This window comes from Streptomyces sp. NPDC015130, from assembly GCF_043080005.1.
Lineage (GTDB): Bacteria > Actinomycetota > Actinomycetes > Streptomycetales > Streptomycetaceae > Streptomyces.
In genome coordinates, this window is the sequence record NZ_JBIBVC010000034.1 from 1 (window position 1) to 25,307 (window position 25,307).

A 25,307-nucleotide genomic window follows, 5' to 3' on the forward strand; every position below is an offset into this window, starting at 1 on the left:
GCGGTGAGTTCCTAGACAGCTCCCACCACACCGGAGGTCTTCGCCATGTTCAAGACCAGACCAGTGTCAACAACGCTCGTGATCAATACACCTAGCCCTTGCCTCGTACGGATGTCGCCGTGGCCACGAAGGCGGCCGCCGCACCGAGACCGGCGAGCGCTCCGAACAACTCCGGGTAGCCACCCAGAACTACGGCGAGAGCGGCTGCCGCGAAGGGTGCGAGAGCCGAGGCCGTCATCGCCGGGGCGCTGAGGATCGCGGAGAGCCGGCCGTAGTGCCGTGTGCCCCAGCGGTCGGTGATCGCGGTCGCCTGGAGGAGGGTGAGGTTGCCGCGGACCATGCCGGCCGCGATCGACACCGCGATCACCAGGCCGTACGGGCCCGGGGTGACGGCGAGGGCGGCGGTGGTCAGGGCGCCGAGCGCGATGAGCGTCGTGGTGCGGACGGTCGTGCCGGTGTGGCGGGCGAGCGGCGCGTAGAGGGTGCGGCCGAGGGTCTGCCCCGCGCCGCCGAGGCCGAGGGCCCAGGCTGCCTGGGATGTGGTGTAGCCGCGTTCGAGCAGGAGGGGGACGAGGGTGACGACGACGGCGTACATCGCGAAGGCCGAGAGCGTGAACGCGACCGTGAGCAGGAGGAACGGCCGGCTTCGGGCGACGGCGCCGGGGCTCGCGTCCGTACCGGCCGGGGTGGGTTCCGCCGGGGGCCAGGGGGCTCTGAGGGCGATCGCGTGGGCCGGGATCGTGACGGCGGCGAGGATCGCCGCCAGCACCAGGTAGGTCTCGCGCCACGACAGGTGGTCGGACAGGGCGGCGGTGAGCGGGGCGAAGACGGTGGAGGCGAGGCCGCCGGCGAGGGTGACGATCGTGAGGGCGCGGACGTGGTCGGGGGCCCACCAGCGGGTGAGCGCGGCGAACGCGGGCTGGTAGAAGGTGGCCGCCATGGCGAAACCGCCCAGCAGCCAGCCGGCGAAGAACACCGGCAGGTTCGGCGCCAGGGCCACGATCACCAGACTCAGGACCCCGGCGACGGAGCCCGCCGTCATGACCGTGCGTGGGCCGCTGCGGTCGATGATCCGGCCGACCCGGATGCCCGTCAGGCCGGAGACCACGAGGGCGAGTGAGAACGCGGCCATGGTGGCGCCGGTGGACCAGCCGCTGTCGGCGGTGATCTGCGGGTTCAGGACCGGGAAGGCGTAGTAGACGATGCCCCAGCCGGTGATCTGGGTGGCGCAGAGCGCGGGCAGGACGGCGCGGGGCCGCGACCGGTCCCCTGCTCCGGTCGCGGCTCCGCGCGTGTGAAGGTCGGTCATCGAGGGGGTCAGCAGCATCCGCCGGCGGCGACCGGTTCGCCCGCCTCGCTGTCGGAGGTGGCGGCCGTGCCGGCGCAGCAGGTGCTGCCCTGCTGCTTGGCCAGGGTGCCGGCGTCGGCCTTGACGACGTACACCTCCCACGGTTCGCGGCCGGGGCCGTGGACCCACACCTTGTCCTGGAGGGCGTAGCAGCAGGTGGTGTCGTTCTCCTCCGTCGTCGGCAGACCGGCCTCGCCCAGGCGGGCGGTGGCGGCGTGGACCGCCTCGGTGGTGTCGACCTCCACGCCGAGGTGGTCCAGACGGGTGTGCTCGTTCTCGGCGCCTTCGATGAGGACCAGCTTGAGCGGCGGTTCGGCGACGGCGAAGTTGGCGTAACCGTCGCGGAGTTTGGCCGGCTCGGTGCCGAAGAGCTTCGTGTAGAAGGCGACGGATGCCGCCAGGTCGGGTACGCGCAGGGCGAGTTGTACGCGGGACATCGTGTTCCTCCGTCTGTGGGCGGGTGGTTGGGTTCGTGGGGGCTGGGTCAGCAGCCGCCGGAGGTGGCCGGGGCTCCGAGGCCGATCTGAAGCGCCGCCGGGGTCGCACAGCAGCCGCCGCCGTCGGTCGTGGTGTCGGCGGGCCGGTCGAAGAGGCCTGCGCCGCCGCAGACCCCGGTCTCGGGGAGTACGAGCTCGACGCGTTCGGCGGACTCCCGGTCACCGGCGATGGCGGCGACGACCGACCTGACCTGCTCGTAGCCGGTGAGGGCCAGGAAGGACGGAGCGCGGCCGTAGGACTTCATCCCCACCAGATACACGCCCTCCTCCGGGTGCGCCAGCTCCTTCACACCGTGCGGGTAGACGGTCCCGCAGGAGTGCTGGTTCGGGTCGATGAGCGGGGCGAGCTCGACGGGGGCCTGGAGCCGCTCGTCCAGGCCGAGGCGGAGCTCATCGAGGAAGGTCAGGTCGGGGCGGAAGCCGGTCAGGACGACGACCTCGTCGACGGGGTCGAGCCGACGTCCGTCCTCGGCGACCAGGACCAGGCGCTCGCCGTCGCGCTCGATCGCGTCCGTACGGAAGCCGGTGACGGCGTCCGCGTACCCCTCGTCGACCGCGGCCTTCGCCGCGAGGCCGAGGGCTCCGCGGGCGGGGAGCTGGTCGGCGCCGCCCCCGCCGAAGGTGTTGCCCGAGATGCCGCGCCGCAGGATCCATGTCGCGCGGGTGTCCGCCCCGTCCGGGGCCTTCGCGAGGGCGGCGAGCGAGGCGAGCGCGGTGAAGGCCGAGGCTCCGGAGCCGATGACGGCGGTGCGCCTGCCCGCGTAACGGGCGCGCACGGCGGGGTCCTTGAGGTCGGGAACGCGGTAGGAGATCCGGTCCGCCGCCGCGCGCTCGCCCAGGGCCGGGAGTCCGTCGCCGCCGGCCGGGCTCGGGGTGGACCACGTACCGGAGGCGTCGATCACGGCCCGGGCGAGGACGCGCTCCTCGCGTCCGTCGCCGTACCGGATGTGCACGGTGAAGGGCTGCTGCTCCCGGTCGGCGTCGACGACGCGGTCGCGGCCGGTGCGGGAGATGCCGGTGACGCGGGCGTCGAGCCGGATCCTGTCGCCGAGGACGTCGGCGAGCGGCTGAAGGTAGTCGGCCGCCCAGTCCCCGCCGGTCGGGTACGTGTCCCCGTCGGGCTTCACCCAGCCGGTCGGGGCCAGCAGCTTCTCGGCGACCGGGTCGACGACCTCGCCCCAGGCGGAGAAGAGCCGCACGTGGGACCACTCCCGCACAGCGGCCCCCGCCTGGGCGCCGGCCTCCAGGACCACGGGCTCCAGGCCCCGGTCGACGAGGTGCGCGGCAGCGGCCAGACCGGCGGGCCCGGCTCCGACGACCACGACGGGCAGCTGGTCGGTGGCGGTGACGTTCACGGCTCTTCCCCTTTTGATTCGACGTTTGTCGATCTCTTACGCCTTCAGCTTGGCACTTGATTCGACAGGCGTCAACATAGACATCTATCGAATTCGAGGGCCTGCATCTGGGGCGCACCCCTGGGCTCTTGGTTCGACATGTGTCAACATAGATACATGTCGAACGTGAAGATGCTGCCGGTACTGGAGCCCGACATAGCGCCCTGCTGCCCACCTCTGAACGAGCGGCCGCTGACCGCCGAGGAGGCCGAGCGAACCGCTGTCATGTTCAAGGCGCTGGGCGATCCGGTCCGGCTGCGGCTCTTCTCCGCCGTCGCCTCGCACGAGGGCGGCGAGGCATGCGTCTGCGACATCTCCGACGTCGGCGTCTCCCAGCCCACGGTCTCCCACCACCTGAAGAAGCTGAAGGAGGCCGGGCTGCTCTCCTCCGAACGGCGCGGCACCTGGGTCTACTACCGCGTCGAGCCCACCGTCCTCGCGGCCATGGGAGCCCTGCTCACCAAGGCCGCCTCGGCCTGACCCGGCCCCACGGTCGCCGGGGTGCCACCGGCCGCGCCGCGTGGCGCCGCTCGTACGCCGACCACGCGCAGCGCGGCCGATGTCCGAAGTGCGTCGTACTCTTCCCCGAGTTCGACTGCCCCGGGAGATCCGCTTGTCCGCTCACGCTCGGCTCCGTGCCACCGTCCCCGCCCTCCTGCCCTTGACGCAGGCCGGTCCGCCCGAGATCGCGGGCCTGCCCGGGCGCCGGATGCTCGTCCAGCGAAGTGACGACGAGATCGTGGCCCGGCCCTTGGACGACTCCTTCGTCGCACGCACCGGGGCGGACGTCCGCTTCCCGGCGCCCTGGCCGCGGCACCGTGGGACGTGGGAGGTGGCGCCCGACGCGAGTCTGGCCGTCTTCGCCGGGGTCCATGCCGTGCGCGCGGTGGAGCCGTCGGGTGCGACGCGCTGGGAGGTCCGCCACGGATGCTGGGACGGCGCGTGCCAGGACCTGCACGAGGCGTACGACGAGTACGCCGATCGGCCGGACCATCGGTACACCGCGAGCGGTTCGGTCGGCTTCTCGGCCGACGGCAGGCTCGTCTGGGCGCACGTGCGCGGCCCGTTGTCCGAGGGCGAGCTGGGCCCCGACACGGCCGACGAGTGGCTGGTCGTCGACGCCGGGGACGGTCGCGTGCTCGCGCGGGCCGACGCCGAAGCCGCGGCGGTCGGCAGTCTCCACCTTCCCCACCCGAGCGACCCTCGTCAGATGGGGCTGAGCATCGGCGAAGGGCAGGACGGGGCGCCGCTGCTCTGGGGCCGGTGGGACGGGAAGGAGCTCACCGTGGACCGTCTGGACGACGATCTGTGCCTGCTGGGCCTCAGCCCCTCGGGCGACCGGCTCATGACCGTCTGCCACGACCAGGACTCCCTCGCCGTACGGGACTCTCGTGGCGCCGTCGTCGAGGCGCTGGACTGGGACGCCGAGGCGACGATTCCCCGCCACCCCGACGTCCCCGTCGACGCCGACGACCCCCACGAGGACGAGATCCTCGCCTGCTGGGACTGGGCGGGCGGTTTCCTCGACGAGACGACCCTCGTCGCCTCGACCACCGAGAGCGACGAGGAGTGGGGGCAGGGACGCCACTGGGTGGTCGACACCACGGGCACGCACGGTTTTGCACCGATCCACTACCCCTCACCGGTCTCAGGCGAGCCGACGGCGCTGGGAAGCGGTGTCTGGTCGACGCTGTCCGAGACCCACGACGTCCTCCACGTCTGGGGTCTCCACGGAATCGACTCCTGAACGCCGACCCGTGCCTCCGTCTGGGAGACTCCGCCCCATGACCGGATCAGCCACCCGCACCGTCAGCGTCGTACCCCTCACCGGCGACCACGCCGACGAGGTTGTCGCGATCTACCAGGCCGGCATCGACGAGGGCAACGCCACCTTCGAGACCGTCGCCCCGACCTGGGAGCAGTTCGACGCGGCCAAGCTGCCCGAGCACCGATTCGCCGCGCTCGACGAGGCCGGCCGGGTGCTCGGGTGGGTGGCCGCCACGAAGGTCTCCGACCGGTGCGCGTACGTCGGCGTCGTCGAGCACTCCGTGTACGTGCACCCCGACGCGCGGGGGCGCGGCGTCGCGTCGGCGCTGTTGAAGGCGCTCGTCGATTCCACCGAGGCGGCCGGGATCTGGACCGTCCAGTCCGGCATCTTCCCGGAGAACTCCGCCAGCCTCGCCGTCCATGCCCGCGCGGGCTTCCGGGTCATCGGCACGCGCGAGCGCGTCGGCCGTCACCACGGGGTCTGGCGCGACACCGTCCTCGTGGAGCGCCGCAGCCCGCACATCGACTGACGCGGGGAGAGCTCGGACGCACGCGTGCCCGAAGGCCGGCACGCCACCGCAGAACGGCGCCGAAGCTCAGGAAGCCCGGGCCCGCAGAGGAAGCTCTTCCGTGCCGGCCTTCTCGGTGTCGGCGAGAAACACGCCCAGCGAGGCCAGGACCCCGGGCGCGGGGCGGTAGTACACCCAGGTGCCGCGTCGGTCGGAGGTGAGGAGGCCCGCTTCCCGGAGCTTCTTCAGGTGATGGCTGACCGTGGGCTGCGAGACGCCCACGTCGGCTATGTCGCAGACGCACGCCTCACCACTGGGGTGCGACGCCACTCTGGACAGAAGGCGGAGCCGGACGGGGTCGGACAGCGCCTTGAACATCGCCGCCATGGTCTCGGCGTCCGCTTCGGACAGGGCGGCGGTCACGAGGGGTGGGCAGCAGGCGGCAGGGGCCGCACCGGATGTGTGCGGGGTCGACTCGGTCAAGGGGCCGGTCCTCACGCCGAAGCCGCGGGGCGGCCCATGACGGCGTCGGCAGCGCTGGGGAAGCAGGCCACGCAGGCGACGTTGATGGAGTAGAGCATCGAGGTCCCCTGGCGCTCCCGAAGGACGAATCGCACGTCGGCGAGCAGCTTCAGGTGGTGGGACACCGTCGACTGTCCGACGCCCATCCGGTCCACGATCTCTCCGACACTCATCGGCCCGGTCGCCAGAGCGAGGAGATTGAGGATCTGCACACGGGTGGGGTCGGAGAGGGCCTTGAACCAGGTCGCGTAGGACTCGGCCGTGCTCCGGTCGATCAGCTGGGCATTCATCGTACCGCTCATGATCCATCGATGTTATTCGATGACCACCCGCGACGGCAAGGTTCGTTCCGCGCAGACGGGGCCCACAGAGAGCCCAGGGAGGCCCTCGGGCGCCATCAGCACGCCCGAATCCGCCGCCCCGAGCGACTGTGTAGACACCACATGCAAGGCCGCCACCACGGTGCGACCTGGGAACAGGCTCCACGCCCTGGACGCCGCCACCGAAACCGCGGGACTGGCCCCCTCGACGGGATGCGGGACCTCGGATCCCCATTGCCGGGCATCTCATTAATCGTCTATCATCGATATTCGATAAAGGGGAGCCCGATCGAGCTTCCCCACGCGGCTCGTCACGTCCCCCGTACGTCCTTTCACGGCGCCGCTCTCCCTCATGTGTCACCGTCTCAGAGAGGTTCACCTGTGGACGAATTGCTGGCCCTTGGCCGGTTCATCCTGTTCGAGGTGCTGCACTATCTCCCGTGGTTCCTGGTCGCCATCGTCCTGGGGATCGCCGTACAGCGTCTGTCGATCGACGTGGTCGCGCGCCGCAGCTTCGCCCACGGGCGCAAGGGCGTCCTCGGCATCGCCGTCGTCACGGCGATCGGAGCGTTCAGTCCCTTCTGCTCCTTCACCGTGATCCCGCTGATCCGTCGCTTCCTGATAGCCGGCGTCCCCCTCTCGGCGGTCATGTCGTTCTGGATCGCCTCCCCCTCCATGGACCCGGAGATCTACGCGCTGTCCGCCGCCCAGCTCGGGATCCCCATCGCCACGGCCCGCCTCATCGGTGCCCTGGTACTGAGCTTCGGCGCGGGCCTCATCGTTCTGGCGCTCGAACGGCGTGGGCGGTTCGCCGATCCGCTGCTCGACTCCACCGAGGAGAAGAAACCCGCCAAGACCTGCGCGCAGGAGACGGTGACCGTTCCCGAGACCGCGTGCTCCACGGCGAAGGCGACCGTCCCCGAGCCGGTCACCGTTGGTGGCGGCGGCGTCGGCGGCACGTCCGAGGGCGGCTGTGGAAGTGCCTCGCAAGAGCCCGCGCCCGCGGCAGGAGGCTGCTCCACCGCCGCACGGAACGACGACGAGGACGACGGGACTCCGTGGCGTGTGCTCGTCAGGCGCGACATCAAGAACCTGCGCGCCGGCGAGATCCTCAAGGAGATCGTCAGCGACTCGCTGATCCTCGGCAAGTGGCTGCTCCTGGCCATCGTCCTGGAGGCCCTGATCGTCCGCTACGTGCCCACCGACGTCGTCTCGGGCATCCTCGGCACGGACGGCGTCCTCTCCGTCCTGATCGCCGGGCTCATCAGCGTCCCGCTCTACCTCAACGGCGTCGGCGCCATCCCGGTCGTCGAAGGCCTCCTCGACCAGGGCATGGTCGCGGCGGCGGGCGTCACCTTCCTCCTCGGCGGCGCCATCACGACGATCCCGGCCATGGTGGCCGTCAAGAGCGTCGTCAAGACGAAGGTCTTCGCCTTCTACCTCGGCGTGGGCCTCCTGGGCAGCATGGGCATCGGTCTCGTCGCACTGCCCCTGCTCTGACCCGGTACTCCTCCTCACCCCCCACCCACGCTCCTGCGGCGACCCCCGACGCCGCAGGAGCGTCGCCGTACCCGCCGACGAACACCGTGCGGACCCCGTGTACGGGACCGCACCGAGGCAAGGAGCACCCATGACCGCATCACCGCGCCCGGACATCACCCTGGCGCCGATGACCGACGACCACGCGTCGGCCGTCCTGGCGATCTACCAGCGGGGCATCGACGAGGGCAACGCCACGTTCGAGACCACCGCACCGCCGTGGAGCGCGTTCGACACCGCCAAGCTCGCGGCGCACCGGTTCGTGGCGCTGGGGCAGCAGGGGCGGGTGGTCGGCTGGACGGCGGTGTCGCAGGTCTCGACGCGTCCCGCGTACGCGGGGGTCGTCGAGCATTCCGTGTACGTCAGTCCCGCGACGCGCGGAACCGGCGTGGGGCGCACGCTGCTGGAGGCGCTGATCACCTCCACGGAGAAGGCGGGCTTCTGGACGATCCAGGCGGGCGTCTTTCCCGAGAACGCGGCGAGCCTGGCCCTGCACGAGTCCGTGGGGTTCCGCGTCCTGGGCCGGCGGGAGCGCGTGGCCCGCCACCACGGCGTCTGGCGCGACGTCCTGCTCGTGGAGCGCCGCAGCCCGGTGGTCGAATGACCGATGCCGGTCACCACGGTGACCGGCATCGGCATACGTGTTCCTGATCGGTACGGCTCCGGCCCGTGCGGCCCGTACGGCCCGTCGTGTCAGGGGAGCTCGAAGGGCAGGTCCATCCCGTCCAGCACCGTCGCGCACGCGCAGGCCCGCTCGCGGTCCAGGACGTCGACGGTCTTCAGGACCAGGCTCTTCAGGCGTTCCACGTTCGCCGCGAACACACGGAACACCTCGTCCTGCGAGACGCCTTCTCCGTGCTCCACACCGGCGTCGTAGTCGGTGACCAGGGCTATGGAGGTGTAGCAGAGGGCGAGTTCACGGGCGAGCACGGCTTCGGGGTGCCCGGTCATGTTGATCAGGGACCAGCCGGCCGAGGCGTACCACCGGGACTCGGCCCGGGTGGAGAACCGGGGGCCTTCGACGACCACCATCACTCCCCCGTCGTGGACGTCGGCGCCCGCCTCTCCCGCCGCCTTGAGCACGGCCGCTCGGCCCGACGCGCAGTACGGGTCGGCGAACGACACGTGGGTGGCGCCGTGCTCGTAGTACGTCTGGACGCGGCCGGCGGTCCGGTCGACGAGCTGATCGGGGAGGACGACGCTTCCGGGGCCGAGGGAACCGCGCAGCGAGCCGACGGCACAGGGTGCGAGGACCTGCCGTACCCCCAGCGAGCGCAGGGCCCACATGTTGGCGCGGTAGTTGATGCGGTGCGGGGGCAGTTCGTGGTGGCTGCCGTGCCGGGGCAGGAAGGCCACTCTGCGGTCGCCCACGGTGCCGACGGACACCGCGTCGGAGGGTGCGCCGTACGGGGTGGTGACCTCGACGCGCTGTACCGATTCCAGGAGTTCGTAGAAGCCGCTGCCGCCGATGACCGCGATGTCGGCCTTCGCTGCCGAGTCGGACGGATCACTCATCGCTTGGGTCCTCCTGGGTGGGCGTGTCGACCGGCGCCGCAGATCTGCCCGGGCCGGGTCGGGAAACGAGTGGGGTGAGAGAGGCGACGGCATCGTGGCCGGTCACTGCCGCGCGAGCGTCGTCGGGACGGCGCACGGCGACCGTCTGCCAGCCGGCCTCGGCCGCGGCGTCGAGCTCGGCTCCGACGTCGCTGACGAACAGCAGGTCGGCGGGGGCGTGCCCCAGGTCCGCCGCGATCGCACGGTAGGAGTCGGTGTCCGCCTTGGGGCCGGCCGTCGTCAGGTCGAAGTAGCCGTCGAGCAAGGGGCGCAGATCGCCGTGCGCGGTGTGGCCGAACCAGTCCCGCTGGGCGGCCACGGAGCCGGAGGAGTAGATGAAGCGGCCTGTGCCCTGGGTCCGCCAGTGCTCCAGTGCGGGCGGTACGTCCGGGTACACGTGACCGTGCAACTCGCCTGCCGCGTAACCGCCGGCCCAGATCAGCCCCTGCAGCGTCTTCAGCGGCGCCGCCTTCACGTCGGCGTCGGCCCACTGCTCGAGGAGCCTCAGAGCGCTCGCCTCGTCGTGGGCTTCCCCGGTGTGGGCGGTGACCGCGTCGAGGATCCGCCGCCAGGGCGCGGTGCCGCGGTGTGCGGCGAGCCAGGGAGCGAGCCGCTCACGCGCGTAGGGGAAGAGGACGTCGCGTACGTGACGGAGGGACCCGGTGGTTCCCTCGATGTCGAGGACGACGGCCCGCGGCCCGTTCTCGGGGACCCGGTCCTGGCGGCTGCCCGGCATCAGCCTTCCCGGAGCAGCGCGTCGAGGCGGGGGAAGCCTTCGGCGATGGGCTCCTGGGTGAAGTCGCCCACCCAGCCGTCCTCCTTCTCGAAGAAGCGGATGGCGCAGAAGTCCGGTACGGGTCCCATGTCGAACCAGTGCCGGGTGCCGGCCGGGACCGACAGCAGGTCTCCGGCCTCGCACACCACGGCGTACACGCGGTCGTCCAGGTGCAGGTAGAAGCAGCCGGTGCCGTGGGCGAAGAACCGGACCTCGTCCTCGGCGTGCCGGTGCTCGTCGAGGAACGTCGACCGGGCCTTGGTCGCACGCTCCTGCCACTCCGCTCCTTCCTCGGGGTGGAGACGCGCGACGTCGACGAGGCGCAGTCCCTGGTCGGCGCAGAGTTCGTCGACCTTCGCCCGGTAGGCGTCGAGCAGTTCCTCGGACGACGTCTGCGGCGTCACCCGTGCGAGCAGCGGCCAGCGGGTGAAGGAGACCGACCTCTCCCGCAGGGCTTGTGCGATGGCCTCCTCGTCGCGCGTGCGGAGCAGTACGGTGTCCGGTGCGTCGTCCGGCATGATCTGCAGCAATGTCATGGTGCGGTCCTGTCTTCGGGTCCTTCAGGCACGGGAGACGTGCAGCTCGGACTGGGAGAGCACGAGCAGCCGGCAGAGCGCCTCGAGGCATTCGAGCCGGTTCTTCGCCTGGCCCAGCGAGTCGCCCCATGTGGTGATGCCGTGATCGCCCAGGAGCAGCCCGGGCGGGCCTTCCCGGCAGGCGGCGAGATGGCCGGCGACGTCGTCGGCGATCCGGTCGACCTCGGGCCAGTTGGGGAAGACCGGCAGGTCGGTGGAGGTCGGGTCGTTCAGCCCCAGTCCCTTGAGCAGCTCGAAGCGTTCCACTCGTACGGAGGTGACGGCGTCCGTGGCAGTGGCACGGTGGGCGACGACGGTGGCGTACGGGGAGTGGACGTGGATGACGGCGCGGGCCCCGGTGACGCGGTAGACCGCCGCGTGGATGGCGGTCTCCGCCGAGGGGCGGTCCTGGCCGGGAGGGGACGCCAGGCCGGTGAGGGCGTCGACCTCCACCACGTCCCCGGCCGTCAGTTCCCCCTTGTCCCGGCCGCTCGCGGTGATCAGGGCCCGGCCGGGATCGTCGGGCAGCCGCAGGGAGATGTTGCCGGACGTGCCCGGCATCCATCCGCGCTCGTACAGGGTGCGGGAGATGTCGGCCAGCTGCTGGGCGGTCTGCTTGCCGGCGGCGGTGGACGGCGCGTAGCTCATGTCCTCACCTCGGATGCGTGGTGGACACCGTGCTCGGAGACGATCGCGGTGATCAGGGAGGCCGGGGTGACGTCGAAGGCGGGGTTGTACGCACGTGTCCCGCGCGGCGTGGTGCGGACCGCTCCGAAGGAGGTCACCTCGTCGGCAGCGCGCTCCTCGATGACGATGTCCCTGCCGTCGGCGAGAGACCTGTCCCACGACGACTCCGGGGCGACGACGATGAACGGAATGTCGTGGTGGGCGGCGGCGATCGCCAGTCCGTAGGTGCCGATCTTGTTGGCCACGTCCCCGCGCGCGGTGATGCGGTCGGCTCCGACGAGGACGCAGTCGACGAGCCCCTGACGCATGGCCGCGGCGGCCGCGCTGTCGACGCACACGCGGTGCGGCACCCCGGCCTCTGCCAGTTCCCAGGCCGTCAGCCGGGCGCCCTGCAGGAGTGGCCGGGTCTCGTCGACGAGGACCTCGGTGACCTCACCGGCGTCGGCGAGGGCGAGGATCGTGCCGAGGGCGGTGCCCACGGCCGCGGTCGCGAGGCGGCCGGTGTTGCAGTGGGTCAGGAGTCGCAGGGGCCGCTGCGGACAGCGGTCCCGTACGGCCTGGACCGCGTGGGCGACCATCTGCCGGTTGACCTCCCGGTCCTCCTCGATCATGGCGGTGGCCTCGGCAAGGACCGCGTCCGGGCCGTCGGCGAGCCTCCCGAGGGCCCGGTCGACCGCCCAGGCCAGGTTGACGGCCGTCGGGCGGGCGGCGGCGAGCCGCTGTGCGTCGGCGCGCACGGCCTGCTGCCCGCCGGTGCTGCCCGGCGAGCAGTGGGCGTACGCCGAGAGCGCGACGCCCAGGGCGCCCGCGAGGCCGATGGAGGGGGCGCCGCGCACCGCGAGGGTCGTGACGGCGGTGATGACGTCGTCCACCGTGTCCAGGCGCAGCAGCAGCCGCTCGTGGGGCAGCGCGCGCTGGTCGAGGGTGACGATCGTGTGGTCTTCCCAGCGCAGTGACGGCTGGTCGGAGGGCTTGCTCACGGGCGGCGGCTCCTTGGGGGCCTAGGGCGTGTTGCGAAAGTGGCGCCGGCCGCCCGAAGGGCGGGCCCGACGGCGTCTGGTGCGTGCGATCGCAAGGCGGAGGGTCGCCCCGATACTGGATGTATCGGGGTGATCCCGACAACGCGGCGAGCGTGCGTGCCGGGCGCCGTCGGGCAGGCGGGACTTTCGCGACACGCCCTGGAGGGTGGAACCGGTCAGTCGGTCAGGGGACGCGACCGCAGTTCGACCAGGGTGGGACCGGCCTCCACGTCGGCGGTCACCTGGCCGTGGTCCTCGCCGACGGCGATGACGTAGCCGTACCGGTTCATGTACGCCCGGGGCGGGAGGGCCAGCCGGGTGCCGGGCCCGGCCGTCGCGACCGCGCTGTGCACGGTGGGCCCGAAGAGGTCGGTGCGGACGTTCACCTCGACCGCCTCGCAGTCGCGCTCCGGGTAGAGGAACCTGATGGCGGCGGTCCTCCGTGTCTTCGGCGCTGTGTCGGGGGCGAGCCCGGCGGCCACGTGGGCGGCGGCGACGGCGGGATCGGTCCCGGTGGCGAGCGCGCCGATGAGAGGGATGAAGTCGCCGCCGAGGCGCGCGTTGATCTCGACGAGGCGCGGCCCCTTGGGGGTGAGCTTGAACTCGGTGTGCGTGGAGCCGTGTTCGAAGCCGAGCGCCTTGTGGATGCGGTGCAGCTGGTCCAGGAGTTCGGCGTCCTGGAGGAGAGGGTCGGCGGCATCGACGGTGTGGCCGGTCTCTTCGAAGTACGGGTCCATGCCGACCTGCTTGCGCGCCACGATCATCGGGGTGCACACACCGTCGACGACGACCGCGTCGATGCTGATCTCGGGGCCGGTGAGGTACTCCTCGACCAGGACGTCGGCCTCGTAGCGCGGCACCCCGGGCCAGTTGGCGGAGCTGGCCGCTGCGAAGGCGGCTTCGACGGCGTCGCCGTGGTCGGCCCGGACGACACCGAGGCTGCCGGCGAGTCCGCGGGCCTTGATCACCACGGGATAGCCGGTCGCGTCGGCGGCGCGGCGCGCCTCGGCCGCGGTGGCGACCGGAGTGCAGGCCGGCTGTGGCACGTCGGCTGCCGTCAGCCGTGCCCGGGTGGTCGCCTTGTCGCGGCAGGAGAGCACCGCGTCGGGCGCGCTTCCGGGCAGACCGAGGGCTTCGGCGAGGCGCGCGGCGGCGTGCACGAGGGACTCGTCGTAGGTGAAGACCCCTGCGACGGGGAGCTGTTGCATGATCTTCTTCGTCTCGGCGAGGAGTTCGTCGAGGCTCTTGGTGTCGAGCAGCGAGGTCCCCTCCACGTACGGCAGTTGCCAACTCGGCTCGTGGGCGTCGAGGAGCCACAGGCGGAAGTGGCGGGAGACGGCCGCCACGATGTACTCCCGGTAGCGGCGGTCGCCGCTGCCCATGAGGAGCAGGACCGGTGCCTCGGTGGTGGACGAGTGCGGTGGGGGCGTGGCGGCCATGGCGGGAACCTTTGCGTCGACGTGTGGTCGGGGGCCGGGGCGGGCCGACGGAGCGGACCGGCGGCCGGTTCGGCAACGGCGCTGTCGGCCGACGGCCGGAACCCTGCCAGCATTGAGCGATGTATGTCAATAGATCGATGAATGACCGAAGGCTTCGCCCTGTCGGGTGTCACTGCACCACTGGACTTCTGCCCCGGGTCACGAACGGGTGGCGCAAATCGATCGGCGCCCATCGATGATGCGGGGAGGGCGAAACCATCGGAACAGGGGTCGCCAGAGAGACGGGGGAGGGGGTAGCGTTCGCGCACGGATCATGTTCCGCGGCCCGCGGGGTCACAGGCGAGTGGACGTCGGGACGGCGCGGTCGCTCCGAAGAAGAAGCGACCGGACCCTCAACCGCAAGGCCGCCGGGCGACGGAGGTCTCGCACCCTTCTTCGGCCAGACCGCCGAAGAACGCGGCCAGATCGTTCAGCGCCTCGGGACGCAGCCGGTAGTAGGTGAAGCGCCCGCAGGGCTCGGTCTCCACGACACCCGCTTCCCGCAGGACCCGGAGATGGTTCGACAGGTTCGTCTGCCGCGCGCCCGTCTCCTCGACGAGGTGGGTCGTGCACAGCGACTCACGGGCGAGCAGGCACACGATGCGAAGCCGCAGAGGGTCCGCCAGGGCCCTCAGCAGTTCCGCGTCAACCGATGTCAGCATGACCTGATCGTGGCACACCGAGAACAACCGGTGTCAACCACCTGATGTTCAACGCCGTTGTACAGCAACCTATTTGAGGAGACCTAGGTGTCCCGGACGCCCTCTGTCCTGTTCGTCTGCATTCACAACGCCGGCCGGTCCCAGATGGCCGCCGCGTGGCTTCGCCACCTGGCCGGCGACCGGATCGAGGTCCGTTCGGCGGGCTCCGCACCCGCCTCGGCGGTGAACCCGGCGGCGGTCGAGGCGATGCGCGAAGTCGGCATCGACATGTCCGCGGAGGTCCCCAAGATCCTCACGACGGAAGCGGTCGGCGAGTCGGACGTGTGCGTCACGATGGGCTGCGGTGACACCTGCGAGGTCTTCCCCGGCAAGCGCTACCTCGACTGGAAGCTGGACGACCCGGCCGGGCAGGGGGTGGAGGCGGTGCGCCCCATCCGCGACGCCATCAAGGGTCTCGTCGAGGATCTCATCACGGAGATGGAAGCGGCACCGACGCGTTGAACCGGAGCGGTCAGAACGGCGAGCAGTCGGCGCCCCGGGGGAACGCACGCTCCCTGAGCCCCTGCAGGGCATCCCAGCGGATCGAGAACCAGGCCCAGGTACCTCGCTGCTCACGGCGCAGCAGGCCTGCCGTGGTGAGGATCTTCAGGTGACGGCTCACCGTGGGCTGCGCCAGGTCGAGCGACTCGGTCAGGTCGCAGACGCAGAGCTCTCCTGCCGGGGCCTGATCGATGAGGTGGACGATCTGGAGTCGGGTCTGGTCGGCCATCGCCTTCAGCTGCGCGGTCAGTGTCTCGACTTCGTCGCGGTCGATCAGCCGCCACGGGGAGCAGGGCACGCAGTGCTCCGCGCTCACGTCCTCGATCGGTATGCCTGCCAACGGAGTTGCCATCCGGACACCATACGAGCAGGCAAGATCGCACGGCGAGTCCGGCGATCGATATCCGTCAGGCGTTCACCTTTCGTTCACCCGCACCGCCATCGGCGCCGATGGGCGGCGATGCTCGCGCGGCTTCACGGGCGGGACGGCCGACGCCGACGAGGGTGGCGGAGGCGGGCCCCGTCCCGTCGCCGCACCCGAGCAGCAGAGGCGCCCTCCACCCGTACGAGCCTGCCGGGCGTCTTCGCCGCCGGTGACGTCGTCGCCCGCACCTACCGGCACGCCATCACGGCCGCGAGCAGGCACAGGAAGCCGGCAACGAGACTCACTGCCGGCTGAACTGCTCTCACCGCGGCGGCCGAGGGGCCTTCAGTCGCATCCCGGTTCCTGGCAGCAGTGGGCCCGGGCGCCGATGAGGATGTCGGCGGCGCTGGGGAACTCGGTGATGCAGCGGGGGTTGACGGCGTACCGGATGCTGGCACCGGCCCGGCGGCGGGTCAGAAAGCGGACGGTGTGGAGGATCTTCAGGTGGTGCGAGACGGTCGACTGGTTGAGCCCGAGATGGTCGACGATCTCCCCCACCGGCACGGACCCCGCCCGACCGCTCAGGTACCGCATGATGCGGATGCGCGTGGGGTCGGCCAGGGCTCGGAACCAGCGGGCGTACTCCTCGACGGTCTCCCGGTCGAGCGACGTTTCGGACATGGGCATCCTTAGCGGACCACGAGGAGAACCGCCGCCGCGCCGGCCGCGGCGAGCGGCGGACCGGCCGTACGGTCAGAGGCCGTGGCCGGAGCTTCGGCTCCGGCCACGGCCCGGGTGTGACGACGTGCTCAGCAGCAGGTGCCGCCCGGCGCGCACTCGGGTTCGGCGGCGGTCCCGTCGACCGGCTTGTGGGCGCGGATGATCGCGGCGTGGAGGCCGTCGGCCGCCTCCTGGGTGAAGACGACCTCCGCGTCCTTCAGGCCGACCGCGTCGAGGAGTTCCTTGTACTCGGCGACCGACAGGGCACCCGCGATGCACTGGCTGTGTCCGCCGCGCTCGGCCCGCTCCTCCGGGCTGAGCCGGTCCTCGGCGACGACGTCGCTGATGCCGAGGCGGCCGCCGGGGGTGAGGACGCGCGCCATCTCGGCGAAGACGGCGGGCTTGTTCAGCGACAGGTTGATCACGCAGTTGGAGATGATCACGTCGACGGTGTCGGCCGGCAGCGGGATGGACTCGATCGTGCCCTTGAGGAGGACGACGTTGTCGATCTCGGCGTCGGCGACGTTGCGGGCGGCGAGGGCGAGCATCTCCTCCAGGAAGTCCAGGCCGAAGACGCGGCCGTCGGGGCCGACGCGGCGGGCACTGAGGATGACGTCCAGGCCGCCGCCGGAGCCGAGGTCGAGGACCGTCTCGCCCTCGCGCAGTTCGGCGACGGCACTCGGGTTGCCGCAGCCGAGGCTGGCGAGGAGCGCGGCGTCCGGAGCGGTGCCGGGGCCGATCTCGTCGTACGCGGCGGGGCCGAAGGTCTGCGGGTCGGGCGAGCAGCAGGCGCCGCTCGTCTCGGCTTCGGCGGCCTTGGCCCGGTAGTACTCCCGGACCTCTTCCTGCAGGCTGCCGGCGGTGGTGGTGTCGCTCATGACGGGTGGTCCTTCTCGGTCAGGCGCCGGCGGGGGCGAGGCGGTGCACGGGGCGCGGGTAGGAGGGCTTGAAGGACACCGGGGTGGTCGCCGAGGAGGTGACGGCGGTGGCCAGGTCGGCGGCCCCGACGGCCTCGGTGACGGCCGCGTCCAGGGCGTCGGGCTCGCAGGCGACCCGGGCGTTCACGACGGCGCGGCCGGCCGGCGCGTGTGCGTCGGCGGCGCGGTCGAGGGTGGGCTGCGCGCCGGACTCGGTGAGGCTGAGCTTGGCGAAGTCGCCGCCGGCCGTCTCCACGGTGATCTTGGCGTGGCCGATCACCGCACCGTGCTCCGCGGCCCAGCCGGACAGCTCCTGGAGGACGGTGCGGGCCCACGCGGTCGCGTCGAAACCGTCCCCGGCTGCGGTGAGGTCGAGCTCCTGGTTCATCCAGGCGAGCTGGGCCTCGGCGGCCGCGTAGCGGTCGTAGTCGATGTCGAGGACGACGTCCTCGTTCGTCGCCGGCGCCTCCCACGCGTCGAGAAGCGTGTCCAGGTGGGCACCCGTGGTGGCCGAGTAACCGACGACGGTCGCCTTCGGGTTGCTCGTACGGAGCGTGGCCAGGAGCTCCTCGGCCCGGTCCGGCTGGATGGTGTCCAGCTTGTTCACGGCGATGACGTCGGCCTCGGTGACCTGCTGGCGGAAGAGGTACGACAGGTCCGACTCCGGCTCGCCCCGCTCGGCGGCGCGGGCGAAGGCCAGGTGCCGCAGCGGGTCGACCACGGTGGTCAGCGGGGCGACGACCATGTCGTCGCCGTAGTACTGGCGCAGCGGTCGTACGACGGTGGCCTGGAGGTCCGTACAGCTGCCGACGGCCTCGGCGATCACGGTGTCGACGCTGTCGGAGGCGACGAGCGCGACGATGGCCTCGACGAGGTCCTCGAACTTGCAGCAGAAGCAGCCGCCGGTGACCTCGGCGACGCTGTCGAGCTTGCTGCGCACGAGCTTGGTGTCGACCAGTTCGACGCCCTGGTCGTTGGTGATGACGGCGACCTTGCGGCCCTGCTCCTGGAGCGCGAGCGCGGCGGCCGTCATGGTCGTGGTCTTGCCCGCCCCGAGGAATCCGGTCAGGGGGATGAAGGTGATCATGTGGTCCTTCTCGTCCTTGTCGTGGAGTCGGGCGGGGTCAGCCGCAGCAGCCGCTGTCGCCGGAGCCGCCCAGGAGGGGCAGGCCCGCGGGCTGGGCCGGGGCGGGGGACGCGGCGCCGAAGGCGACGCGCCTGCTGTTGCCGAAGGCGTCGAGCCAGGCGCTCGCCTGCGGCCGCAGCGCCGGGTCGGAGAGCAGCATCGACGTACGGACCTCGCGCGGGGTGCAGCCGCGCAGGGCCTTCGCCTGGTGGGCTCCGGCGCCGAACTCGACGGTGCGAAGCCCCTCGGCGTAGGCGTCGCGGACGGGCGCGTCCAGGACGAGGGCGAAGTAGATGCCGCTGCGCTCGCCGATGGCCGCGTAGTCGAAGCCGGCCCACTTCGGGAAGAGGCGGTGGTTCTTGCGGATGGTGACGCAGGTGGCGACCAGCGCGCCGTCCTTGTAGCCGAGGTAGGCGCGTACGTCCGCGCCTTCGTCGATGAGCGCGGAGAGGATCCCGACGATGTGCTCGGGCTCCTCGCCGGCGCCGTTCTTCTCCCGGTTGAGGCAGGTGAGTTCGGCGATGCGGGCGACGTAGGGCCGGATGTCGGTGCCGTCGACGCGCTCGATCGTCACACCGGCGGCCTCGGCGCGGCGGACGTCGCCCTTGATGCGCTGACGCTTCTTCAGCGGCAGGGCGGCGAGGTGTCCTTCCCAGTTCGGGGCGTCGAGGCTCATGAAGTCCTCGTAGCCCCAGAAGGTGGTGGACGCGCCGGCGGCGTCGAGCGCGTCGACGAGGGCGTCGTTGCCACGCCGACCGGGAATCCAGGGGGCGACGATGCAGCGGATGCCGGCCTCGAAGGCGGCGGGAACGAGCTTGTCGACGATCGCCCCCATGAGGGTCGGCGTCCAGAAGTTGTAGGCCACCTCGGTGCGGTAGCCCAGCGGGGAGCCGAGGAGGAGCGTCGGGAAGAAGGGCTCGGTTCCCAGGGCGTCGACCTCGGCGCTGCGCGCCGCGTCGGTCTCGGCGCCGCAGCACACCTCTTCTCCGGAGGGCGCCTGCCATCCGAGGTAGGTGCGCGGCTCGTGGTCGACGACCGGCGGGGTGGTGAGGATGTAGCCGGGGAGGAGGGCCAGTTCGCCGCGGGCGCGGTGGGCGAGGGTGTGCCAGGGCTGGACGTCGGGGAGCACCTTCTCCGTGGCCCGCAGCCAGCTGGGGCCGAGGTACGGCCAGGAGTCGGTGAGGCCGGCGAGCTCGCCGCTCCAGTCCATGTCCGGGAGTGCCTGGCCGGTGGAGATGACGACGCGGGGTGATCCACCCATGTCAGTGTCCTTTTCGTGTGGGCGGGTGGGTCAGCACTTCACGCAGCAGCGGATCTTGCCCGCGTCCTCGGCGTCGGTGCGGCGCTCCTTCCAGAGCTCCTCGACGCGCTTGTCGGGGTGGGTCCACTCGACCCAGAAGCCGCGGTCGACGGTGGCGATGTCCTCCATCCAGGGCGAGGAGAGCAGCGGGGAGCCCTTGAACAGCAGCAGTCGGGTCTGCAGCGCGGTGGGGTCGGTGACGCGGGCGAGGCCCGTCTCGACCAGCCAGTCCTCGAAGCCGAGGAGCTCCTCGTACTCGATCCACGGAGTGAAGGGGATGAACGTCGGGTACAGCTCGAAGCCGATCCGCTCGGCCTCGTCGACCGCCTCGCGCATGTGGTCGACGTCGATGTGCTTGTCGAAGATGCGCAGGATGCGGTTGGAGGGGAACTCGAGGGCGCAGGTGACGCGGCGCAGCCCGAGCGAGACGAGCTTCTCCAACTCCGCGGTGTAGTCGAGGACGTGGTCGACGCGGGTGGTGAACTCGAACGTGATCGGGCCGATGGCCTCGACGAGCCGCTCGACGACACCGATGCCGATGGTGCGGGAGTTGAAGAACTCGGCGTCGATGAAACAGAAGTGCCGGACGCCCTCCTCCGCCAGCTGCAGTGCGTCGGCCAGGACGCTGTCGGCGTCGTAGGCGGCGACACCGCCGTCGTAGGCGCCGTACACGGAGCAGTAGGTGCACTTGTGGTGGCAGCCGCGGGACGCCTCGATGTTGCCCATCAGGCCGAACGGCGAGTGGTGCGCCGGGTAGTGCACGAGGGAGGGGAAGAGGTCCCGGGCGGGCTTGGTGACCGAGATGCGCCGACGCGGGGGCTTGGGACGCATGCCCGTGCGGGTCATCAGGGCGGGCACCGCGTCGAGCGCGAGGGTGCCGGCGGCGAGCCGGGCCAGCTCCTCGCTGATGAGTTCCGGCTCCTCCATGATGATGCCGTCGGCGACCTCCAGGAACTCCCGGTGGTTCATCTGGGCGTACTGGCCGAAGGTCACGACCGTGGTGCCGTACGCCTCCGAGACCCTGCGTGCCAGGGCGATGCCCCGCTCGAGACCCTCGAACTGCTGGACCGAGACGAGCGTGAGGTCGAAGGGACCTTCCGGGACGGCGTCGGGAAGCAGGTGCGCGTCCCAGCCGACGACGTCGGCGCCGTGCTGCTGTAGAGCGGCGGCCGCACATGCGGACGTCAGGGGCTGGAGCTCCGCTTCGAACGCGGAGGCGACCAGAACACGGGGACTACTCACACTTCCCCCCAGGGAGTGATCAAGGTGCGTGACGGATCGAGAGGGGGCCGGGTCAGGGCCCAGGTCGGTAACGACGCTGTCGACCGACGGCCGGAACCCTGCCAGCGTTGAGCGATGTATGTCAATAGATCGATGAATGACTGAAAGACCGCCCCCACCACCCTCCGTCGCCACAGGCACGGGCTGCCCCGATTCGCCCTCCTCTGTGACTGGTTGCGAAGAGCGGTCACGCGCCTGCATCCCGTTGTTCACACAGCTTGGAGCCGTCCGGTGCGAAGGTTTCGACCGGCGGTCACCCGGACTGCGGATTTCGTGGCCGAACGCAGGAAGGGCATCTTCCACCTCGGCGCATGACCCAAATTCAATCGCCGATCATCGATGATTTCGCTCCACCAGATCTCGCCAGGGAGACGCCGGGACGGTAGCGTTCGCCCACGGCATCACGGTCCGCACCCGGGGTCAGCGGGTGAGCGGCTACCGACGCCTTGATGCTTCAGGCCCTTCAAAGGGGAGCGGGCCGAGTACCCGTCGTCCAGACGCGTGAGCGCGCCTCACGGCACCACCTGAACATCCTCCACCCGCACGCCCGGTATCCACCGCACCGCCCTTCCGGCGCCCCGCGGGCTCGCCCGGCGTCCCGCCTCATCCACGCGGCAACGGCGCGACCGGCGTTCCCCGATCACCGTCCCTTCCTCACCGCAAAGGCACCGCCATGTCTTTCATGTCCACCGAAATCCGCAGGAGAGCACCGCGCCTCACCGGACGGCGTGTCCGTCAGGGCGCCTGTGCCGCCTCCGCCGCTCTCCTCCTCTCCGCCGCCCTGACCGGTTGCGCGGGCTCCGCGAAGGCCGGCTCGGACGCCATCCAGGCCAGCGGCTCCACCACCGTCGCCCCGGTGGCCTCCGACGCCGCCGAGGCGCTGAAGGCCAAGGGCCTGAACATCACCGTCGCCACTCAGGGCGGCTCTGCCGGCGGCATCTCGCAGCTCGGCACCGGCCAGATCGACATCGCACTGAGCTCCAAGCCTCTGTCGGAGAAGGACCAGAAGGCTTACCCCGACACGGACTTCGTCACCACGCAGGTCGGTGCGGACGCCGTCGGCGTCATCATCACCAGGGAAGTGGCCGACGGCGGGGTCAAGGGCCTGACCAAGGCGCAGGTCGCAGGCCTGTTCGAGGGCCGGATCACCAACTGGAAGGAGGTCGGAGGCCCCGACCTCCAGGTCTTCGTGTACGACAAGGAGCCCGGCCGCGGCACCCGTGAGGTGCTCGACAAGTTCATCTACGGCAAGGGCGAGCCGCCGGCCCCGCCCAAGTCCGCGAACTACGCGGTCGTCGGCGGCAACCTGGAGACCCGCAACAAGCTGAAGTCCACCCGCGGTTCCATCGCCCCGCTGTCCACCGGCTTCATCGACGGTCACCCCGACCTGGTCGCCGTGCCCCTGGAGGGCGTCGCCCCCACCCTGGCGAACGTGGCCTCCGGCAAGTACCCCATGACCCGGCCGCTGTACATGATCACCAACGGCAAGCCGAAGGACGGCGTCAAGCAGTACATCGACTACATCCTCGCGCCCGAGGGCCAGAAGCTGCTGCCCAAGCACGGCTACCTCACGCGTGAGCAGATGGGCCTCTGACCATGGGTCTCACTCTGGAGCGCCCCACCCAGGCGCCCGGACCCTCCGTGCCGCGGCCGCTCCCCGCGAGCGGCCGCGGCAACAGGGCCGGATGGGTGTGGAGTTGGGCGTACAGCGGCATGCTGTCCGTGCTCCTCGCCCTCACGGTCCTGCTCGGCTACCTGGTCACGGGCATCGCGAGCGGAAGCGTCGACTGGACGGCTCTGCTCACCTCATCCACCTGGAGTCCGGGGAACCTCGCCTTCGGCGGCCTGGCCATGATCTACGGATCGGCGGTCGTGTGCTTCCTGGCACTGGTCCTCGCCGTCCCGGTCGGCTGGGCGGCCGCCGTCGCCCTGTCCGAGTACCTGCCGCCCCGCCTCGCCAAGCCGCTGCGCCTGAGCATCGAACTCCTGGCAGCGGTCCCCTCCATCGTCTACGGCCTGATCGGCATCATGGTGATCCGGCCGTTCGTGGCGGACCTCGGAGACGTGCCGGGCGGAGACAGCCTGCTCGCCGCCGGCATCGTCCTCGCCGTGATGATCATGCCGACGATCGTGGCGGTCAGCGTCGACGCGTTGGCCGCCGTACCCGGCCGGTACCGCGAGGCCGCCTACTCCCTAGGCCTGACCCGCCGCGAGGTCGTCCGGTCCGCCGTCCTGCCCCAGGCCCGCCCCGGCATGCGGGCCGGCGTCCTCCTCGGCCTGGCCCGGGCACTGGGTGAGGCCATCGCGGTCTTCATGGTCATCGGCCGCGCCGACGACCGGCTCCCCGCGTCGCTCGGCGACGTCTTCTCCTTCCTCGTCCGCCCCGGCCAGACGCTCACCACCAAGCTGGCCGGACCCGAACCTATGCTCGCGGGCACCTCCGGCCCGTACTTCGCGGCCCTGTGCGGGCTGGGCATCATCCTGCTGACCCTCGTCGCCGTCGCCACCGTCTGGGGAACCCGCGGCTCCACACGAACGGTCGCGCGCGCTCCACGTGCCCGCCGTTCCTCCGCGTGGCTGCGCGCCCCGAAGGACCGGCTCACCACCGTCGTCCGGCTCGGGGCCCTGCTGCTGCCGGGGGCACTCCTCGTCGGCATGCTCGGCATCCTGCTGGCCCGCGGCGGCGCGGCGCTCAACCCGGTCTTCTGGTTCACGGCCTCCGAAGGCGCGGCAGGTGGCGGCATACGCGACCAGATCCTCGGCACCCTCCTCCTCCTTGTCACCACGGCCCTGATCGCACTGCCCCTCGGCTACGGAGCGGGCATCGTGATCGGCACGCGCGCCTCGGCGAAGACCGCCCGCGTGCTGGAGACACTGACCGTGGCCGTCGGCGGAACGCCCACGATCCTGCTGGGCCTCGCCGGGTACGTCCTCCTCTGTACGACCATGGGCTGGGGCCGTTCCTGGCTGGCCGGCGCCGTGGTCCTGGTGCCCGTGGTGATCCCGGTGGTCGCCCTCACCACCGCGGGCCGGATCCGGAGCATGCCGGGGGAGATCACGGAGGCCGCGCTCGCGCTGGGCCTCACCGGTTCCCAGTACGTCCGCTCCGTGGTGATCCCGTACACCTGGCCGGCCACGCTCACCGGCCTGCTGCTCGGCCTGGCCCGCGCGGCGGGAGAGACGGCCCCCCTGATCTTCACCGCCACGGTGTTCTTCGGGGCACCCGCCCTCCCGACCGGCATCGTCGACGCTCCGGTCCAGGCCCTGCCCACACACATCTTCACCCTGTCGCAGGACTCGGGCGCCCCGGAGGCGATCGCCCAGGCGTGGGGCAGCGCCCTCGTCCTGGTCCTGATCACCGCGGGCCTGCTGAGCCTGGCGGTCTTCCTGCGCAACCGCTTCGAAGGAGCCCGACGATGGACGATGTGACAACCGGTCTCGCGACCCCGGACGCCAAGGTCGACACGACGGTCATCGGAGTCCGGGACCTCCAGATCTTCGACGGCACGAAGCGTCTGGTCGGACCGGTCACCTTCGAGCTGGCCACCGGGTCCACCACCGGTCTGTGCGGCCCCTCGGGCGCCGGCAAGTCCACGGTGCTGCGCGCCCTGGTCGACCTGCTCCCCCACGGGCTCCGCCGTGAGGGCGAGGTGGAGGTCCTCGGCCGCCCCGTCCGCTACGGCAAGGGCGACGCCGGCCTGCGCAGCACCGTCGTCCTGGTGCCGCAGACCCCCGTGGTCTTCGGCGGCAGCATCCTGGACAACGCCCTGTTCGGCCTCCGTCACCTGGTGCGGGCGTCCCGGACGGAACTGCACGGCCGCGTCGAGCAGGCACTGCGCGAGGCCGGCCTGTGGAACGAGGTCTCCGACCGCCTGGACACCCCGGCTCAGACCCTCTCCAACGGCCAGCGCCAACGGCTCTGCCTGGCGCGCGCCCTGGCCCTCGAACCGGCGGCACTCCTGCTCGACGAGCCGACCAGCGCCCTCGACGAGCGGAGCCGCGACACCGTCGAGGCGTCCGTGGCAGCCCTGCGGGGCAACCGTACGGTCCTGCTCGTCTCCCACGACCCCGCCCAGGTGGACCGCCTCTGCGACCGGACGGTCCGTATCGACCTGCCGACCGCCTGAGCCGTCCGCAGCGGCGGTCCGAGCGCTCGTGCAACCCGCCGGACCCTGCGCATGCCGTCCGACCTTTCACTCCGACGACCGAGGGGCACGAAGGGGGGCCGTCCGGCCCTCCCTCGCCCCGTGATGTGAGGCAGAGGCCGGATGCGGACGTGCTCCGCACGGAGCTCGATACCCGAAGGCGCTTCTTGACGGACAATCCTTGTGGGGGCGGGTACGAGCCCACCGACCGCGGGGAGCGCCATGTCCGATCTGCCGGCAGCCGCCACACCCACGCGGGTCTTCCTCG

General features: G+C 71.3%; 27 protein-coding genes. 9 read left to right on the forward strand and 18 right to left on the reverse strand.

Annotation, left to right across the window (positions count from 1 at the left end):
• Positions 1 to 91: 91 nt before the first annotated feature.
• Genes ACF08F_RS37425 through ACF08F_RS37435 form a run of 3 tightly spaced genes read right to left on the reverse strand, consistent with a single transcriptional unit; the run spans position 92 to position 3,200 of the window.
• Positions 92 to 1,309, reverse strand: coding sequence for an MFS transporter (locus tag ACF08F_RS37425; RefSeq protein ID WP_392303027.1), 1,218 nt, complete (start codon positions 1,307 to 1,309; stop codon positions 92 to 94).
• Between the two features lie 8 nt (positions 1,310 to 1,317).
• Positions 1,318 to 1,785: an ArsI/CadI family heavy metal resistance metalloenzyme gene (locus ACF08F_RS37430; protein WP_392303028.1), complete on the reverse strand. Its 468-nt coding sequence runs from the start codon at positions 1,783 to 1,785 to the stop codon at positions 1,318 to 1,320.
• Positions 1,786 to 1,832: 47 nt separating this feature from the next.
• Positions 1,833 to 3,200 carry an NAD(P)-binding domain-containing protein gene (locus ACF08F_RS37435; protein WP_392303029.1) on the reverse strand — a complete coding sequence of 456 codons (1,368 nt, stop codon included), beginning with the start codon at positions 3,198 to 3,200 and terminating at the stop codon, positions 1,833 to 1,835.
• Between the two features lie 156 nt (positions 3,201 to 3,356).
• Between ACF08F_RS37435 and ACF08F_RS37440 the strand changes: the two genes are divergently transcribed.
• The 3 genes from ACF08F_RS37440 (at position 3,357) to ACF08F_RS37450 (ending at position 5,536) form a co-directional block, all read left to right on the forward strand.
• Positions 3,357 to 3,719, forward strand: a complete 363-nt coding sequence (locus ACF08F_RS37440; protein ID WP_392303030.1) for an ArsR/SmtB family transcription factor — start codon at positions 3,357 to 3,359, stop codon at positions 3,717 to 3,719.
• 133 nt (positions 3,720 to 3,852) lie between these two features.
• Complete coding sequence (locus ACF08F_RS37445; RefSeq protein ID WP_392303031.1) at positions 3,853 to 4,986, forward strand: hypothetical protein; 1,134 nt, start codon at positions 3,853 to 3,855, stop codon at positions 4,984 to 4,986.
• Between the two features lie 37 nt (positions 4,987 to 5,023).
• Positions 5,024 to 5,536 carry a GNAT family N-acetyltransferase gene (locus ACF08F_RS37450; protein WP_392303032.1) on the forward strand — a complete coding sequence of 171 codons (513 nt, stop codon included), beginning with the start codon at positions 5,024 to 5,026 and terminating at the stop codon, positions 5,534 to 5,536.
• A gap of 66 nt (positions 5,537 to 5,602) precedes the next feature.
• On the opposite strand, the gene ACF08F_RS37455 is transcribed toward ACF08F_RS37450, so the two are convergent.
• Both ACF08F_RS37455 and ACF08F_RS37460 read right to left on the reverse strand, forming a co-directional pair.
• On the reverse strand, positions 5,603 to 5,998 hold the full coding sequence (locus ACF08F_RS37455) for an ArsR/SmtB family transcription factor (RefSeq protein WP_392303033.1): 396 nt from the start codon (positions 5,996 to 5,998) through the stop codon (positions 5,603 to 5,605).
• Positions 5,999 to 6,009: 11 nt separating this feature from the next.
• A complete protein-coding gene (locus ACF08F_RS37460) occupies positions 6,010 to 6,339 on the reverse strand; it encodes a metalloregulator ArsR/SmtB family transcription factor (protein WP_229902042.1) in 330 nt (109 codons plus the stop codon).
• Between the two features lie 399 nt (positions 6,340 to 6,738).
• Between ACF08F_RS37460 and ACF08F_RS37465 the strand changes: the two genes are divergently transcribed.
• Positions 6,739 to 7,857, forward strand: coding sequence for a permease (locus tag ACF08F_RS37465; RefSeq protein ID WP_392303034.1), 1,119 nt, complete (start codon positions 6,739 to 6,741; stop codon positions 7,855 to 7,857).
• 130 nt (positions 7,858 to 7,987) lie between these two features.
• Positions 7,988 to 8,500: a GNAT family N-acetyltransferase gene (locus ACF08F_RS37470; RefSeq protein ID WP_392303035.1), complete on the forward strand. Its 513-nt coding sequence runs from the start codon at positions 7,988 to 7,990 to the stop codon at positions 8,498 to 8,500.
• An 89-nt stretch (positions 8,501 to 8,589) separates the two neighbouring features.
• On the opposite strand, the gene ACF08F_RS37475 is transcribed toward ACF08F_RS37470, so the two are convergent.
• The 7 genes from ACF08F_RS37475 to ACF08F_RS37505 all read right to left on the reverse strand — a co-directional run bounded on the left by ACF08F_RS37475 (position 8,590) and on the right by ACF08F_RS37505 (position 14,646).
• The gene (locus ACF08F_RS37475; RefSeq protein WP_392303036.1) at positions 8,590 to 9,411 is read right to left on the reverse strand and encodes an S-methyl-5'-thioadenosine phosphorylase; all 822 of its coding nucleotides are present in this window, start codon (positions 9,409 to 9,411) and stop codon (positions 8,590 to 8,592) included.
• Positions 9,404 to 10,186 carry an acireductone synthase gene (gene mtnC / locus ACF08F_RS37480; RefSeq protein ID WP_392303037.1) on the reverse strand — a complete coding sequence of 261 codons (783 nt, stop codon included), beginning with the start codon at positions 10,184 to 10,186 and terminating at the stop codon, positions 9,404 to 9,406. Before mtnC ends, ACF08F_RS37475 begins: the two co-directional genes overlap by 8 nt.
• Positions 10,186 to 10,761 (reverse strand): acireductone dioxygenase, encoded by a 576-nt coding sequence (locus ACF08F_RS37485; protein WP_392303038.1) that lies wholly within the window; start codon positions 10,759 to 10,761, stop codon positions 10,186 to 10,188. Before ACF08F_RS37485 ends, mtnC begins: the two co-directional genes overlap by 1 nt.
• A gap of 24 nt (positions 10,762 to 10,785) precedes the next feature.
• Positions 10,786 to 11,448: a methylthioribulose 1-phosphate dehydratase gene (gene mtnB / locus ACF08F_RS37490; RefSeq protein WP_392303039.1), complete on the reverse strand. Its 663-nt coding sequence runs from the start codon at positions 11,446 to 11,448 to the stop codon at positions 10,786 to 10,788.
• Positions 11,445 to 12,467 carry an S-methyl-5-thioribose-1-phosphate isomerase gene (mtnA, locus tag ACF08F_RS37495; protein ID WP_392303040.1) on the reverse strand — a complete coding sequence of 341 codons (1,023 nt, stop codon included), beginning with the start codon at positions 12,465 to 12,467 and terminating at the stop codon, positions 11,445 to 11,447. Before mtnA ends, mtnB begins: the two co-directional genes overlap by 4 nt.
• A 215-nt stretch (positions 12,468 to 12,682) precedes the next feature.
• Positions 12,683 to 13,945 carry an ATP-grasp domain-containing protein gene (locus ACF08F_RS37500; RefSeq protein WP_392303041.1) on the reverse strand — a complete coding sequence of 421 codons (1,263 nt, stop codon included), beginning with the start codon at positions 13,943 to 13,945 and terminating at the stop codon, positions 12,683 to 12,685.
• A gap of 392 nt (positions 13,946 to 14,337) precedes the next feature.
• Positions 14,338 to 14,646 (reverse strand): ArsR/SmtB family transcription factor, encoded by a 309-nt coding sequence (locus ACF08F_RS37505; RefSeq protein WP_392303042.1) that lies wholly within the window; start codon positions 14,644 to 14,646, stop codon positions 14,338 to 14,340.
• A gap of 87 nt (positions 14,647 to 14,733) precedes the next feature.
• Between ACF08F_RS37505 and ACF08F_RS37510 the strand changes: the two genes are divergently transcribed.
• Positions 14,734 to 15,147 carry an arsenate reductase ArsC gene (locus ACF08F_RS37510; protein WP_392303043.1) on the forward strand — a complete coding sequence of 138 codons (414 nt, stop codon included), beginning with the start codon at positions 14,734 to 14,736 and terminating at the stop codon, positions 15,145 to 15,147.
• A 10-nt stretch (positions 15,148 to 15,157) separates the two neighbouring features.
• On the opposite strand, the gene ACF08F_RS37515 is transcribed toward ACF08F_RS37510, so the two are convergent.
• The 6 genes from ACF08F_RS37515 to ACF08F_RS37540 all read right to left on the reverse strand — a co-directional run bounded on the left by ACF08F_RS37515 (position 15,158) and on the right by ACF08F_RS37540 (position 20,855).
• Positions 15,158 to 15,538: an ArsR/SmtB family transcription factor gene (locus tag ACF08F_RS37515; protein WP_392303044.1), complete on the reverse strand. Its 381-nt coding sequence runs from the start codon at positions 15,536 to 15,538 to the stop codon at positions 15,158 to 15,160.
• A gap of 357 nt (positions 15,539 to 15,895) precedes the next feature.
• Positions 15,896 to 16,231 (reverse strand): ArsR/SmtB family transcription factor, encoded by a 336-nt coding sequence (locus tag ACF08F_RS37520; protein ID WP_392303045.1) that lies wholly within the window; start codon positions 16,229 to 16,231, stop codon positions 15,896 to 15,898.
• Between the two features lie 128 nt (positions 16,232 to 16,359).
• Entirely contained in the window at positions 16,360 to 17,148 is a 789-nt protein-coding gene (locus tag ACF08F_RS37525) for a methyltransferase domain-containing protein (protein ID WP_392303046.1), read from the reverse strand.
• A gap of 19 nt (positions 17,149 to 17,167) precedes the next feature.
• The gene (locus ACF08F_RS37530) at positions 17,168 to 18,274 is read right to left on the reverse strand and encodes a GTP-binding protein (RefSeq protein WP_392303047.1); all 1,107 of its coding nucleotides are present in this window, start codon (positions 18,272 to 18,274) and stop codon (positions 17,168 to 17,170) included.
• Between the two features lie 37 nt (positions 18,275 to 18,311).
• Entirely contained in the window at positions 18,312 to 19,574 is a 1,263-nt protein-coding gene (locus tag ACF08F_RS37535; protein WP_392303048.1) for a GNAT family N-acetyltransferase, read from the reverse strand.
• 30 nt (positions 19,575 to 19,604) lie between these two features.
• Positions 19,605 to 20,855, reverse strand: coding sequence for an RCCLKC-tail radical SAM protein (locus ACF08F_RS37540; RefSeq protein ID WP_392303049.1), 1,251 nt, complete (start codon positions 20,853 to 20,855; stop codon positions 19,605 to 19,607).
• Positions 20,856 to 21,576: 721 nt separating this feature from the next.
• Here ACF08F_RS37540 and ACF08F_RS37545 point away from each other — a divergent pair.
• The 3 genes from ACF08F_RS37545 to ACF08F_RS37555 are packed head-to-tail and all read left to right on the forward strand — an operon-like array spanning position 21,577 to position 25,021.
• Positions 21,577 to 22,488 carry a phosphate ABC transporter substrate-binding protein gene (locus tag ACF08F_RS37545; protein WP_392303050.1) on the forward strand — a complete coding sequence of 304 codons (912 nt, stop codon included), beginning with the start codon at positions 21,577 to 21,579 and terminating at the stop codon, positions 22,486 to 22,488.
• A 2-nt stretch (positions 22,489 to 22,490) separates the two neighbouring features.
• Positions 22,491 to 24,323 carry a phosphate ABC transporter permease subunit PstC gene (gene pstC, locus ACF08F_RS37550; protein ID WP_392303051.1) on the forward strand — a complete coding sequence of 611 codons (1,833 nt, stop codon included), beginning with the start codon at positions 22,491 to 22,493 and terminating at the stop codon, positions 24,321 to 24,323.
• Positions 24,311 to 25,021: an ATP-binding cassette domain-containing protein gene (locus tag ACF08F_RS37555; RefSeq protein WP_392303052.1), complete on the forward strand. Its 711-nt coding sequence runs from the start codon at positions 24,311 to 24,313 to the stop codon at positions 25,019 to 25,021. Before pstC ends, ACF08F_RS37555 begins: the two co-directional genes overlap by 13 nt.
• The last annotated feature ends 286 nt before the right edge of the window (positions 25,022 to 25,307 follow it).